Source organism: Pseudomonas sp. Irchel s3b6 (genome assembly GCF_900187415.1).
GTDB lineage: Bacteria > Pseudomonadota > Gammaproteobacteria > Pseudomonadales > Pseudomonadaceae > Aquipseudomonas.
This window is the reverse complement of sequence record NZ_FYDM01000008.1, coordinates 181,060-195,295: the sequence shown is the minus strand read 5'-3', so window position 1 is coordinate 195,295 and position 14,236 is coordinate 181,060. Positions and strand designations below refer to the sequence as shown.

Sequence of the window (14,236 nt, the reverse complement as noted above, 5' to 3'; positions counted from 1 at the left end):
AGGCCATCGATGTAGATACAAATCTAGTCATTGTTACCTCAGCCAACCCGCTTGGTCGGACTGTGGTAGATATCAGCGAACATATCAGCCATGGCTTCTTCGCTGGGTTCTTCCTGCATCTGCACACTCACGGCGCGACTGACCAACTGATGGCGGCGCGGCAAATGCAGATCATCCGGGATCCGCGGCCCATCGGTCAGATAGGCCACCGGTAATTCGTGACTGATCGCCAGGCTCAACACTTCGCCCAGGCTCGCCGTTTCATCCAGTTTAGTCAGGATGCAGCCCGCCAGGCCACAACGCTTGTAACTGTGGTACGCGGCGGTCAGCACCTGCTTCTGGCTGGTGGTGGCCAGGACCAGATAATTCTTCGACTTGATCCCGCGACCGGCCAGGCTTTCCAGCTGCATGCGCAACGCCGGATCACTGGCTTGCAGGCCGGCGGTGTCGATCAGCACCACGCGCTTGCGCAACAGTGGATCCAGGGCCTGAGCCAAGGACTGCCCCGGGTCGACATGGGTGACCGAGACATTGAGGATCCGCCCCAGGGTCTTGAGTTGCTCCTGGGCGCCAATGCGGTAGCTGTCCATGCTCACCAGCGCAATGCTCTGCGCGCCGTACTTGAGCACGTAACGCGCGGCCAACTTGGCCAGGGTGGTGGTCTTGCCCATGCCGGCAGGGCCGACCATGGCAATCACACCGCCCTCTTCCAGTGGTTCGATCTCGGGGGTCACGATCATCCTCGCCAGATGCGCCAACAGCATGCGCCAGGCCTGACGAGGCTCTTCAATGTCCGTGGTCAACGCCAGCAGGTCGCGCGACAGCGGGCCGGACAGGCCGATGCGCTGCAGACGACGCCACAGGTTGGCCTGTTGCGGGCGGCTGCCTTGCAGTTGATTCCAGGCCAGCGAACCCAGCTGCACTTCCAGAAGCTCGCGCAAGCCATTGAGTTCCGAACGCATCGAATCGTAGGCCCGCACGTCGACAGTGGCCGCTGCCACCGGTGCTGGCGCAGGGCGTGGCGGCTCGGACAGCGTGGGCTCGATCAGCGGTTCGGCCGCCGTCAGTGGCAGGCCGGCAAACAACTGACGGTTGGTGCTGGTGCTTGCCTCGCCATCGCCGCGCAGGCTGAGTTCGGCCTGGGCGGTGACGATCCGCGTCTGGGTCTTGCGCAGCTCGTCTTCGAGTTCCATGTTCGGCACCCGTGGTGCCAGCGCCGACAGCTTGTAATCCAGGGCAGCCATCAGCTCGACACCACCGGCGATGCGACGGTTGCCAATGATGGCGGCTTCAGCGCCCAGCTCATCACGAACCAGCTTCATGGCCTGACGCATATCGGCGGCGAAAAAACGCTTAACTTGCATAAACCACTACCTCAGCCGTTGGGCCCTACTGTCGCCACGATGGTCACTTGCTTGTTGTCAGGGATTTCCTGGTACGCCAACACATGCAACCCCGGGACTGCCAGGCGGCCGAACCGCGAGAGCATCGCGCGGACCGGACCTGCGACCAACAGAATCACCGGGTGACCTTGCATTTCCTGACGCTGCGCCGCGTCGATCAGTGAGCGCTGCAGCTTCTCGGCCATGCTTGGCTCCAGCAAGACACCCTCATCGGCACCTTGCCCAGCCTTCTGCATACTATTGAGCAATATTTGTTCCAACCTTGGCTCCAGCGTGATCACAGGCAGCTCGGACTCAGTGCCTACAATGCTTTGCACGATAGCGCGGGACAAGCCGACACGCACCGCGGCCACCAAAGCGGCGGTATCTTGACTCTTGGCGGCGTTGTTGGCGATGGCCTCGGCGATGCTGCGAATGTCGCGCACCGGAACCTGTTCAGCCAGCAGTGCCTGCAACACCTTGAGCAATTGCGACAGCGACAGCACGCCCGGCACCAGCTCCTCGGCCAGTTTCGGCGAGCTTTTACCCAGCAACTGCATGAGTTGCTGGACTTCTTCGTGGCCGATCAACTCGCTGGAGTGCTTGTACAAAATCTGGTTGAGGTGCGTCGCCACCACCGTGCTGGCGTCAACCACGGTATAACCCAGCGATTGCGCCTGGGAGCGCTGGCTGACTTCGATCCACACCGCTTCCAGGCCAAAGGCCGGATCTTTGGCGGTAATGCCATTGAGCGTGCCGTAGACCTGGCCCGGGTTGATCGCCAGCTCGCGGTCCGGATAAATCTCCGCTTCGGCAAGGATCACCCCCATCAGGGTCAGGCGGTAAGCACTCGGCGCCAGGTCGAGGTTGTCGCGAATGTGCACGGTCGGCATCAGGAAACCCAGGTCTTGGGAGAGCTTTTTACGCACACCCTTGATCCGCGCCAGCAACTGCCCACCCTGATTGCGATCCACCAGCGGGATCAGGCGGTAGCCGACCTCCAGGCCAATCATGTCGATCGGGGTCACGTCGTCCCAGCCCAGTTCCTTGGTTTCCATGGCCCGCGCTGGCGATGGCAGCAGTTCCTGCTGGCGCTTGACCTCTTCCAGCGCCTTGACCTTGACGGTGTTCTGTTTCTTCCAGAACAGGTAGGCACCGCCCGCCGCCACTGCCGCCATGCTGAGAAATGCGAAATGCGGCATGCCCGGCACGATACCCATGATCGCCATCAGCGCGGCCGATACGGCCAGGGCCTTGGGCGAGGCAAACATCTGCCGGTTGATCTGCTTGCCCATGTCTTCGGACCCGGAAGCACGAGTCACCATGATCGCCGCGGCGGTGGACAGCAGCAGTGATGGCAATTGCGCCACCAAACCGTCACCGATAGTCAGCAGCGCGTACACCTTGCCCGCATCACCGAAGGTCATGCCGTGCTGGAAGATCCCCACCGCCATGCCACCGATGAGATTGATGAACAGGATCAACAGGCCAGCGATGGCATCGCCACGGACGAACTTGCTGGCCCCGTCCATCGAGCCGTAGAACTCGGCCTCTTGGGCGACTTCCGTACGGCGGGCCTTGGCCTGGCCCTGATCGATCAGGCCAGCGTTGAGGTCGGCGTCGATGGCCATCTGCTTGCCGGGCATCGCATCGAGGGTGAAGCGCGCGCTCACCTCGGAAATCCGCCCGGCACCCTTGGTCACCACCACGAAGTTGATGATCATCAGAATTGCGAAGACCACGATACCGACCACGTAGTTACCGCCGATCACCACCTCGCCGAAGGCCTGGATCACCTTGCCGGCGGCGGCGTGACCGTCCTGGCCGTGGAGCATCACCACCCGCGTGGAGGCCACGTTCAACGCCAGGCGCAACAGCGTCGCCACCAGCAAAATCGTGGGAAACACCGCAAAATCCAGCGGCCGCAAGGCGTACACGCAGACCAGCAGCACCACGATCGACAGGGCAATGTTGAAGGTGAAGAACACGTCGAGCAGGAACGGCGGGATCGGCAACATCATCATTGCCAACATGACCAACAGCAACAGCGGCACACCCAGATTGCCTCGGCTGAGGTCTGCCATGTTGCTGCGGGCACTGTTGATAAATTGAGAGCGATCCACCGGTATTCCCCGTTCCTTTGAAGCAAACTTTTGACGCCGCAAGCGGGCGCAGGGCGGCTACTGCAAGAAGCCTTCCAACTTTTGCGGAGGTTTGGAATTGAGGGTTTATTGGGGGATTTGGGTTGACTGGACGGGCTTCTTCGCGGGCAAGCCGCGCTCCCACACTGATCTAAGTCGAACGCCGATTTTGCGGCCAGACCCGAGCATTGCCGGAGCCGGGCTTGCCCGCGATGAGGCCGGCACTGCCAGCGAACATCTCGGAAAGTGCGCTGCTGACCAGCCATTCGAACAAACAAACCCAGCAAACCTATCAGTTCTGCTAGTACCCAACCCTTGCAAAGCCGCCAATACTGAACTCCCGCACTTCAGACGTTCGGAGCAACCACCCATGCCATCGCTGCGCGAAACCGTGCTCTGCCATTACCACTACGACCCCCTTGATCGACTGATCAGTCACGCACTGCCAGATATCCCCGAGCGCCAGCGCTTTTACTGCAAAAGCAGGCTGGCCACCGAGATACAGGGGGCGATGCGCTATTCGATCGTCCAGCATGGCGACCAGCTGTTGGGGCAACAGCGAAGTGAGGGTGATGTAACCGATACCACGCTGCTAGCCACTGATCAGCAGCGTTCGGTGTTGCAGACGCTTAAGGCGGATCGTCCACCCCAGCCCATCGCCTATTCGCCCTATGGCCACCGGCCTGTTGAAAGCGGGTTACTCAGCTTGCTCGGCTTTAACGGCGAACGGCCGGATCCGGTGACTGGATGCTATTTGTTGGGGAATGGGTATCGGGCGTTTAATCCGGTTTTGATGAGATTTAATTGCCCGGACAGCATGAGTCCGTTTGGAAAAGGTGGGTTGAATCCGTATGCATACTGCTTAGGAGATCCGACAAACAAGTTTGACCCAAGCGGGAATATTCCAATTACAAATATGATAATTGAGCAACTTACAAAATGGGCTAATCGAGCAAGAAAAAGCATGGCTTATTCGAACTCAAATGCAAAACGCAGGTTACGGTATGTCGCGGATCGCGTGTACTATGATCGCTATAAGCGTGCAGCATTTAATAAGGATTTAAGCATTCTTCGATCTGATGCCAACGCTAACATTATGCCGTCAAACATTAAAGCCTTGGAACGAAAAACATTCCGAGAAGGACCACCGACTGGACAAGACTATAAGCTATTGCTCGAACGAATTGAAATCTTCAAATCCAAACCTTCACGAACCTATGACGCCCGAAAATTAGAGGAAGCCACGAGAGAAAGACTATACGGCAATCACCCAAAAGAACCCGCAACAAGGATATCGGCGGCCCGAGCATACAAAGAAAAAATTGATAACATTAGAGACCCGAAATCAGACGAGTACATGAGCGAGATGGAAATGCTTGAACAAACAATAAGCTCACGAAAACAAACCTGAAAACCGCAGAAGAAAAAAAGAGGACGGCGGACTCAACCGGTCGATGCAGCGTCTCGTTGCATCGACCGGTTGAGCCTGCCACAGATTTATTTACAACATAGCGGAAGCAAAATTACTCGCCCCCACCATGTCGTACAACGCGGCCACAATCGGCAGGTCGTTTTCGCGAATGCAGGTGATTGCTTTGGTTTTATCAGGAGTCCCGCCGCAACTCCGGCGGAATCGGCACCTCATCCTTGAACGGTTCCGGGCGCTTGCCCTTGCCCGCACGGTACTGGCGGATCTGATAGACGTAGGCCAGTACCTGGGCCACCGCCAGGTACAGCCCGCCCGGAATCTCCTGATCCAGTTCGGTGGAGTAGTAGATCGACCGCGCCAACGCCGGTGACTCCAGCAGCAGCACATTGTTGCTCACGGCGATTTCGCGGATTTTCAGGGCCAGGAAGTCGCTGCCCTTGGCGATCAGCATCGGCGCGCCGCCCTTGTCCGGGTCGTACTTGAGGGCCACGGCGTAGTGGGTCGGGTTGGTGATGACCACGTCGGCGTCGGGGATGGCCGCCATCATGCGGCGCTGGGACATTTCGCGCTGCAGTTGGCGAATGCGCTGCTTGACCTCGGGGCGGCCCTCCTGATCCTTGTGCTCGTCGCGAATCTCCTGCTTGGTCATCAACAGCTTCTTGTGGCTCTGGTACAACTGCACCGGCACGTCGACCGCGGCGATCAGGATCAAGCCGCAGGCCATCCACAAGGTGCTCCAGCCCACCAGCTGCACGCTATGGATGATCGCCTGTTCCAGCGGTTCGTGGGCGATGCGCAGCAAGTCGTCGATGTCCGACTTCAGTACCGTCAGCGCCACAAACAGGATCAACAGGAACTTGGCCAGCGCCTTGAGCAACTCGATCACGGCGGTGGAGGAAAACATGCGCTTGAGGCCGTTGGCCGGGTTCATCCGACTGAACTTGGGCGCCAGGCTACTGCCGGCAAACAACCAGCCGCCCAGGGAGATCGGACCGATCAGCGCGGCCAGGAGCAAGGTAATCAGCACCGGCTGCACGGCGATGATCGCAATCTTGCCCGAGTGCAACAGGTATTGGCCCATGGCGCCCGGGCTGAGCAGCACCTCGCGAGGCAGGGAGAAGTTCAGGCGCATGATTTCCAGCAGGTCCAGCGCCAGGCCGCCACCATAGATCAGCAGCCCTCCGGCACCGGCCAGCATCACCGCCAGGGTGTTGAGCTCCTTGGAGCGGGCAATCTCACCCTTCTCCCGGGCGTCCTTTTTCTTTTTCTCCGTGGGCTCTTCGGTCTTGTCCTGACCACTCTCGCTCTCGGCCATGGCTTAGCGCGCCTGTGCCATATCGCGCAGCAACTGCAAGGCTTCAGTGGCCAGCGGTTGATACTGATTGAGAATGTCGCCCAGGCTGATCCAGAAGATCACCAGGCCCAGCACCAGGGTCAGCGGAAAGCCGATGGAGAAGATGTTCAACTGCGGCGCTGCCCGGGTCATGATCCCGAAGGCAATGTTGACCACCAGCAGCGCAGTGATCGCCGGCAGCACCAGCAACATGGCCGCGCCCAACACCCAGCCCAGCTTGTTGGCGATCTCCCAGAAGTGCGTGGTCAACACCGCACTGCCCACCGGCAAGGTAGTGAAGCTTTCAGCCAGCACTTCAAACACCACCAGATGGCCATTCATGCCGAGAAACAGCAGGGTCACGAGCATCGTCAGAAATTGCCCGATCACTGCCGCCGACACGCCGTTGGTGGGGTCGACCATGGAGGCAAAGCCCATGCCCATCTGGATCGAGATGATCTGGCCGGCCACCACGAACGCCTGGAAGAACAGCTGCAAGGCGAACCCCAGCAGGCCACCGATAAGGATCTGTTCGGCGATCAGCAGCAGGCCGCTGAGGTCCAACGGGTTGACCGCCGGCATCGGTGGCAGCCCGGGCATGATCACCACCGTGATCGCCAGCGCGAAGTACAGCCGGATACGCTTGGGGACCAGCGTCGTGCCCACGATCGGCATGGTCATCAACACCGCGCCGACCCGGAACAGCGGCAGCATGAAGCTGGCCACCCAGGTACTGATCTGCGTGTCGGTCAGCGCCAGCAGCGACATGGCTTAGCCGATCAACTGCGGAATACTGCCGTACAAGCGCAGGATGTATTCCATGAAGGTTTGCACCAGCCACGGACCGGCGACGATCAGCGTGACCAGCATCACCAGCAGGCGCGGCAGGAAGCTCAGGGTCTGCTCGTTGATCTGGGTGGCCGCCTGGAACATCGCCACCAGCAGCCCCACCAACAGGCTTGGCACCACCAGCACCGCCACCATCAGGGTGGTCAGCCACAACGCCTCACGGAACAGGTCTACCGCTACTTCAGGAGTCATATCGCCCTACCCGTCCACTCATGGCTACACACCGCCGAAACTGCCCGCCAGGGTGCCGATGATCAACGCCCAGCCATCCACCAGCACAAACAGCATGATTTTGAACGGCAAGGAAATGATCAACGGCGAGAGCATCATCATGCCCATGGCCATCAGCACACTGGCCACCACCAGGTCGATGATCAGGAACGGAATGAAGATCATGAAACCGATCTGGAACGCAGTCTTGAGCTCCGAGGTGACGAAGGCCGGCACCAGGATGGTCAGCGGCGCCTGCTCCGGCGAGGCGATGTCGGTCCGCTTGGACAGGCGCACGAACAGCTCCAGGTCACTGCTGCGAGTCTGCGCCAGCATGAAATCCTTGATCGGCACCTGGGCCTTGGCCACCGCATCCTGAGCGGTCATTTTCTCCGCCAGATAGGGTTGCAAGGCGTCCTGATTCACCCGGTCGAACACCGGCGCCATGATGAACAGGGTCAGGAACAGTGCCATGCCGGTGAGGATCTGGTTCGACGGCGTCTGCTGCAAGCCCAGGGCCTGGCGCAGAATCGAGAACACGATGATGATCCGGGTGAAACTGGTCATCAGCATGACGAACGCCGGAATGAAACTCAGCGCGGTCATGATCAGCAGGATCTGCAGGCTGACCGAATACTCTTGGGCGCCCTCGGCGTTAGTGCCAAGGGTAATGGCCGGAATCGACAACGGATCGGCGGCAAACGCCAACGGCGCGGCCAACATCAGGAGCAGCGTCAGCAGGACTCGCAACGGCATTACTTCTTATCCTTGTCTTTACCCAGCAACTCCATCAGGCGCTGGGCAAACTCGGGGGTGGCCTGCTCGGTGCTCGGCACCGCCACCGGTTCTTTCAGTACATGCAGTGGGGTGATGGTGCCCGGCGTCAGCCCCAACAGGATCTGCTCGTTGCCGACCTGCACCAGCACCAGCCGATCACGCGGCCCGAGGGCACGCGAGCCGATCAACTCGATTACCTGCCCTTTGCCCGCCGGGCCCGCCTGCTGCACCCGACGCAGCAGCCAGGCGAGGAAGAAGATCAACCCCAGCACCAGCAGCAGACCCAGCACCAGCTGGGTCAACTGCCCAGCCACGCCACTGCCGACCGCAGGCGCCGCCACGGCCGTCACCGGTTCGGTAGCCATGACGCTGAACGGCAAGGCCAGCAACACGCCGAGAAACGTCTTCACTCAGCGCAGCTTCTTGATGCGTTCGCTGGGGCTGATCACGTCAGTCAGGCGGATACCGAACTTCTCGTTGACCACCACCACCTCGCCGTGGGCGATCAAGGTGCCGTTGACCAGCACGTCCAGCGGTTCACCCGCCAGGCGATCCAGCTCAATCACCGAGCCCTGGTTCAACTGCAGCAGGTTGCGGATGTTGATGTCGGTGCTGCCGACCTCCATGGAGATCGACACCGGAATGTCCAGAATCACGTCCAGGTTCGGACCGTCGAGGGTCACCGGCTGGTTATTCTTCGGCACGCTGCCGAACTCTTCCATGGGCAGGCGGTTGGACGGCGAGCTCGCCGCATCGGCTGCCAGCAAGGCATCGATGTCGTCCTGTCCGGCGTCACCGGCCTCTTCCAGCGCGGCAGCCCATTCATCAGCCAGCGCCTGGTCGTCCTGGGAATTCATATCGTTAGCCATCATTTGTCCTCGGCGGGCAAAAAACATTTAAAAACAAAGGGGGGGACGAGCGCCGGTCAGCGGCGCTCGATCGGCTCGATCACCTGCAACGCCAGGTTGCCTTTGTGGGAGCCCATCTTGACCTTGAAGGCCGGCACGCCGTTGGCGCGCATGATCATGTCTTCCGGCATCTCCACCGGGATCACATCCCCCGGCTGCATATGCAGGATGTCGCGCAGGCGCAGCTGACGACGGGCGACGGTGGCACTCAATGGCACGTCGACGTCCATCACGTCCTGGCGCAAGGCATTGACCCAACGTTCGTCCTGGTCGTCGAGGTCGGACTGGAAGCCCGCATCGAGCATTTCGCGAACCGGTTCGATCATCGAGTACGGCATGGTCACGTGCAGGTCGCCGCCTCCGCCATCGAGCTCAATGTGGAAGGTGGAGACCACCACGGCCTCGCTCGGCCCGACGATGTTGGCCATGGCCGGGTTCACTTCCGAGTTGATGTACTCGAAGTTGACTTCCATGATCGCCTGCCAGGCTTCCTTCAAGTCAATGAAGGCCTGCTCCAGCACCATGCGCACCACGCGCAGTTCGGTGGGCGTGAATTCACGGCCTTCGATCTTGGCGTGACGCCCGTCACCGCCGAAGAAGTTGTCCACCAGCTTGAACACCAGCTTGGCGTCGAGAATGAACAGCGCGGTGCCACGTAGCGGCTTGATCTTGACCAGGTTGAGGCTGGTGGGTACGTACAGCGAGTGTACGTACTCGCCGAACTTCATCACCTGCACACCGCCGACTGCAACGTCAGCCGAGCGCCGCAGCATGTTGAACATGCTGATGCGGGTGTAGCGGGCGAAACGCTCATTGATCATTTCCAGGGTCGGCATGCGCCCCCGGACGATACGGTCCTGACTGGTCAGGTCGTAGCTTTTGACACTGCCCGGTTCAGCAGCGGTATCGGTCTGTACCAGACCATCGTCGACGCCATGCAACAGCGCATCGATCTCATCCTGGGACAGCAGGTCCTGCACGGCCATGTCGTGTTCCTACTGCAGTACGAAATTAGTAAAGAGCAACTGCTCGACCACTACCTTGCCGACTTCTTTCTGCGCCACTTCCTGCACGCTGGCAGTGGCTTTCTGGCGCAGCATTTCCTGACCGACCGGGGTGGCCAGGGTGTCGAAACTCTGTGCGGAGAACAGCATGACCAGGTTGTTGCGGATCACCGGCATATGCACTTTCAGCGCATCCAGATCGGCCTGGTTGCGCGCCTGCAGGGTGATGCTCACCTGCATGTAGCGCTGACGACCATTGTGGTTGTAGTTGGCAATGAACGCCGGCGCCATGGGCTCATAGATCGCCACGGGCTTGCCAGTGCCGGTCGACTCCGCCACGGGCTCAGGCTTGCTCTGAGCGCTGTGCATGAAGTACCAGGTCGCCCCCACGGACAGGCCGACGGCCAGCAGCAACGCCGCCACAATCACCAGGATCAGCTTGAGTTTGCCTTTCCCGGCGGGGTCTTTTACTGCTGCGTCGCTCTTCGCCATGCCAATAATCCGTCACTATTCGGGTTTTCACAGTCGCACGGCAAGGCAAGAGCAAGTGTTATGCCAGAAGTGTCGGGGCGCACTCATGCGACTCAATAACACATGAAGGCTGCCCTTGTGGCGAGGGCGCTTGCTCGCGCTGGCGTGCGCAGCGCGCCCTGACAAGGTGGTGGCGGTCTATCGGAAAGACCTCGGCGAGGGTTGTGGGGCTGCTATGCAGCCCAGCGCGAGCAAGCTTGCTCGCCACGGGAGTGGGTTCTGCGTTCAGTCAGGCGTAGTAATCGACCGCACTGGTGCCAATCACACTGGCGGTGCTGGCGGCGACTTCGGTCACGCTGACCGAGGGCTCATCGGCGGTCGCGTCCAGGCGCGCACCGCTGGCCGAAGTGCGCCCGCTGTGCCCCTGCTGAGTCTGCTCTTGCGAGCCCCGGGACTGGTCGGACACATTGACGTCGACCTGCCCCATGCCTTGCTGCACGAACATCTCGCGCAACCGATGCATCTGCCCGTCCAGCGCTTCGCGAACCCCGACGTGGGCGCTCATGAAGGTCACCTGGGTCTGTTGATCGGGAATCAGGTTGATGCGGATATCCAGGCGCCCCAGTTCGGCCGGCTGAAGCTGAATCTCGGCGGCCTTGAGGTTGGCACTCGACAGGTACATGACGCGATTGACCACTTCTTCGGTCCAGCCGCTTTGATGCATGGCGATCGGCTGGTTGACCGGTAGCGCATTGGCGGTTTTCGGCGTCGCCGCCTGGGTCAACGCCGCCAGGCGGCTGGCAAAATCGTCGACACGGGTGTCGCTGCTGGCAGCGCCCAGGTCCTTGAGGCCTTCGTCAAGCAGGCCGGTGAAGGCTTTTTCGCCCCCTTGGCCGGTGCTGTCCTTGTCGGCTTGCAATTCAAGCATGCTGGCCATGCCGGCGGAGAAGTGTTGCGCCGGCGTCGGCTCGCCATCGAGCGCAGCCGGGGCCAGCTTGGCCTGGGCCTGCGTGGACGCAGAGACGTGACCGCTCTGCTCCATGGCCAAACGCACCGCGGGCAGCGCATCGAGCGGATCGGCTTCAGGGTCGAATGCCGGCGCGGTGACGGTTTGAACCGAGGCGGCAATGGCAGCCTCGGCAACCGGGTCCGCCGCGACCACGGCCGCTGAGTCAGCAACCGGTGTCGGCGCTGTTGGCTGTGCATCCACCCGCAACGCCGGGTCCAGGGGTAGCGTATCGTCCGTTGCGGCCTGGGCGCCGTCGGGTTTATCGATGTTGTCGGCAGGCAAGGTTTTGCCGCTACCGGCAACCACAGGGGCCGCAGCGGCAGGCGCATCACTGGCGACATCCTTTTTGGCCGGACCTTCGGCAGCCTTGTCACGTGGCGTCTTTGCCACTGCGTCAGCGGTCACGGGGGATTTTCCCCAGGCCTGACCGGCAAACACGCCGACAAAGCTGGCGGCCTTGTCCCCTGGCGCCACGGGCGCCGCCGGGGCATTGGCGGGGCCGGACTGAGGTTTGGCCTTGGCGCTCGCCTGAAGAAGCAGGTGTGGGGAAAGGGGCATGGCAGTCTCCGCTGCACGGGAATCGTAGGTAAAGTCAGTGGAGATGACTGCAAAGGTCGGGCCAGCTTTGCCCGGCGGCGACTAAGAGCGCCGGCGCTCGGCTTCATAAAGCGGCCGGACAATCTCGAACTCACCGTCGATTTCGCCTACCAGTCGCGCAATGACGGCCGGGGGGGTCGTATTTTTTTTGGCACGCTGTTCCAGTTCACCGCAGAACTCGGCCAGGCGCAGCGCTCCCATATTGCCGCTACTGCCCTTGAGGCTATGGGCCACATTGATAATCTGCGCGACGTCGTCCGCCTTGCGCAGTAAGCGCAAACGCTCTTCGGAGTCAGCAAGAAACGCATCCAGCAACAGCGGATACTCTCCCTCCATGACTTCCTGCAACGCACTCAACACGTTGTGATCCAGATGTGTCTCAGTCACTTGTTCGCTCCTTGATCAAGAATGTACGGATTATGCCTGAGCGTCCCAGGAAAACTCCACGCGGGCCCGTCGACCATCGTCCGACCAACAGGCGTTGTGGCTCAATTGACGGATCAGGCTCACGCCTCGCCCCGACAAGCGGCCGACGTCCGACGGTCGGTCCATCACGCGCTGCACATCGAAACCATTGCCGCTGTCTTCAACCTCTATCACCAGGCACCCGCCAGCCCCTTGGGGCACTACCTGCAAATGCACCCGCAGGTAGCCGTCCGCAAGCTGCTCAAGGCGCTGATTGCGCAGCTGATAATAATGCGCAAACCCCGACACGTCGCGCTTGATGCTCGAATCCAGCCCCAGCACGCCATGCTCCAGCGCATTGGAGTAAAGCTCGGCCAGCACACTGTAGAGCGCGCCGCTTTGCGCGCGCAATCCATGCACTTCCAGCAGCAACTGCAGCAGATACGGCAGCGGGTTGAAGCGCTTGAGGGTGGCGGCACGAAACTCGAAGCTCACCGACCAGTCCAGCGGACAGGACTGACCACTGTCGGAATACACCGGCACTGGCGGGCTGACGTGCTCAGGCTCCAGCAGGCTGATCTCGACCATGCTCACGTCATCCCGCGCCCCACCACCAAAGTCGCGCAGCGCCTGCTCGATCTCCTCGAACAACCGCTCTGGCTGACGATTGTCGGCAAACACCTTGTGCAGACGCTCGACGCCGAACAACTGCTCGTCGGCATCGCAGGTATCGATGACCCCATCGGACAACAGGAACACCCGATCCCCCAAAGCCATCGGGAACACGTCAGTGCGATCGTCGAAGGCTTCGGGACTCAACACACCCAACGGCAAATGCCGCGCGGTCAGCGGCCTGCGCTCGCCGGTGGCGATGTCATGCAGGTAGCCATCCGGCATCCCGCCATTCCAGACCTCGACCGAGCCACGCTGAAAACTCAAGGACAGCAAGGTCGCGCAGCAGAACATGTCCACCGGCAGGATACGCTTGAGTTTGGCATTCATTTCCCGCAGGGTTTCGGCCAGGCCATAGCCCTTGGCGGTCATGCCGTAGAACACTTCAGCCAGTGGCATGGCGCCAACCGCCGCCGGCAACCCATGGCCGGTGAAATCGCCGAGCAGCACCTGCATGTCACCGGATGGGGTGAACGCGGCCAGCAGTAAATCCCCATTGAACAGCGCATAGGGGGATTGCGAGTAGCGGATGTTTGGCGCGCTCAGACACCCCGAATGGGCAACCTTGTCGAACACCGCCTTGGCCACGCGCTGTTCGTTGAGCAAGTAATCGTGATGCCGGGTGATCTGGTCGCGCTGCTCCAGCACCGTGGCCTGCAAACGCCGCAAGCGATCCATGGCCTTGATCTTGGCCGCGAGGATCACCTGGTTATAGGGTTTCGCCAAAAAGTCGTCACCACCGGCCTCCAGGCAACGGGCCAGCGCCTCGCTTTCGGTCAGGGACGTCAGAAAGATGATCGGTACCAGGGTCTCCCCGGCCAGTTGCTTGATCTGGCGCGCCGCGTCAAAGCCGTCCATCACCGGCATCATCGCGTCCATCAACACCAGGTGGGGTCGCTGCTGGCGGTACAGCTCGACCGCTTCGACACCGTTGGCGGCCACCAGCACCTCGTGCCCCTGGCGCCGCACGATACTCGACAGCAACAAGCGATCGGCGGCACTGTCTTCCGCGATCAATACCGTCAGGGACTCCGCCAACGGCGCCATGG

General features: G+C 60.9%; 14 protein-coding genes. 1 reads left to right on the top strand and 13 read right to left on the bottom strand.

The features are described 5' to 3' along the window. Positions 1–38: 38 nt before the first annotated feature. Positions 39–1,364 carry a flagellar biosynthesis protein FlhF gene (gene flhF / locus CKW07_RS15620; protein WP_095145699.1) on the bottom strand — a complete coding sequence of 442 codons (1,326 nt, stop codon included), beginning with the start codon at positions 1,362–1,364 and terminating at the stop codon, positions 39–41. A gap of 11 nt (positions 1,365–1,375) precedes the next feature. Continuing rightward, on the bottom strand, positions 1,376–3,505 hold the full coding sequence (flhA, locus tag CKW07_RS15615) for a flagellar biosynthesis protein FlhA (RefSeq protein WP_095145698.1): 2,130 nt from the start codon (positions 3,503–3,505) through the stop codon (positions 1,376–1,378). A gap of 388 nt (positions 3,506–3,893) precedes the next feature. On the opposite strand from flhA, the gene CKW07_RS15610 reads away from it, so the two are divergent. Further along, positions 3,894–4,934 (top strand): RHS repeat-associated core domain-containing protein, encoded by a 1,041-nt coding sequence (locus CKW07_RS15610; RefSeq protein ID WP_095145696.1) that lies wholly within the window; start codon positions 3,894–3,896, stop codon positions 4,932–4,934. Positions 4,935–5,127: 193 nt separating this feature from the next. Here the strand turns inward: CKW07_RS15610 and flhB are convergent, their stop codons facing one another. The 11 genes from flhB to CKW07_RS15555 form a co-directional block, all read right to left on the bottom strand. After that, positions 5,128–6,267 (bottom strand): flagellar biosynthesis protein FlhB, encoded by a 1,140-nt coding sequence (gene flhB, locus CKW07_RS15605; RefSeq protein WP_095145694.1) that lies wholly within the window; start codon positions 6,265–6,267, stop codon positions 5,128–5,130. 3 nt (positions 6,268–6,270) lie between these two features. After that, positions 6,271–7,053 (bottom strand): flagellar biosynthetic protein FliR, encoded by a 783-nt coding sequence (gene fliR / locus CKW07_RS15600; protein WP_095145692.1) that lies wholly within the window; start codon positions 7,051–7,053, stop codon positions 6,271–6,273. 3 nt (positions 7,054–7,056) lie between these two features. Further along, positions 7,057–7,326, bottom strand: coding sequence for a flagellar biosynthesis protein FliQ (gene fliQ, locus CKW07_RS15595; RefSeq protein ID WP_093417060.1), 270 nt, complete (start codon positions 7,324–7,326; stop codon positions 7,057–7,059). A gap of 24 nt (positions 7,327–7,350) precedes the next feature. Further along, positions 7,351–8,100: a flagellar type III secretion system pore protein FliP gene (gene fliP / locus CKW07_RS15590; protein WP_095145690.1), complete on the bottom strand. Its 750-nt coding sequence runs from the start codon at positions 8,098–8,100 to the stop codon at positions 7,351–7,353. Next, a complete protein-coding gene (gene fliO, locus CKW07_RS15585; RefSeq protein WP_256577057.1) occupies positions 8,100–8,486 on the bottom strand; it encodes a flagellar biosynthetic protein FliO in 387 nt (128 codons plus the stop codon). Before fliO ends, fliP begins: the two co-directional genes overlap by 1 nt. 45 nt (positions 8,487–8,531) lie before the next feature. Next, positions 8,532–8,990: a flagellar motor switch protein FliN gene (gene fliN / locus CKW07_RS15580; RefSeq protein WP_095145687.1), complete on the bottom strand. Its 459-nt coding sequence runs from the start codon at positions 8,988–8,990 to the stop codon at positions 8,532–8,534. Positions 8,991–9,046: 56 nt separating this feature from the next. Continuing rightward, a complete protein-coding gene (fliM, locus tag CKW07_RS15575) occupies positions 9,047–10,015 on the bottom strand; it encodes a flagellar motor switch protein FliM (protein WP_095080140.1) in 969 nt (322 codons plus the stop codon). A gap of 9 nt (positions 10,016–10,024) precedes the next feature. Beyond that, positions 10,025–10,525, bottom strand: coding sequence for a flagellar basal body-associated protein FliL (gene fliL, locus CKW07_RS15570; RefSeq protein WP_095145684.1), 501 nt, complete (start codon positions 10,523–10,525; stop codon positions 10,025–10,027). Between the two features lie 268 nt (positions 10,526–10,793). Further along, positions 10,794–12,071 carry a flagellar hook-length control protein FliK gene (locus CKW07_RS15565; protein WP_095145683.1) on the bottom strand — a complete coding sequence of 426 codons (1,278 nt, stop codon included), beginning with the start codon at positions 12,069–12,071 and terminating at the stop codon, positions 10,794–10,796. Between the two features lie 81 nt (positions 12,072–12,152). Beyond that, the gene (locus CKW07_RS15560) at positions 12,153–12,497 is read right to left on the bottom strand and encodes an Hpt domain-containing protein (RefSeq protein ID WP_095145682.1); all 345 of its coding nucleotides are present in this window, start codon (positions 12,495–12,497) and stop codon (positions 12,153–12,155) included. A 30-nt stretch (positions 12,498–12,527) separates the two neighbouring features. Continuing rightward, complete coding sequence (locus CKW07_RS15555) at positions 12,528–14,234, bottom strand: fused response regulator/phosphatase (RefSeq protein ID WP_095145681.1); 1,707 nt, start codon at positions 14,232–14,234, stop codon at positions 12,528–12,530. Positions 14,235–14,236 lie beyond the last annotated feature (2 nt).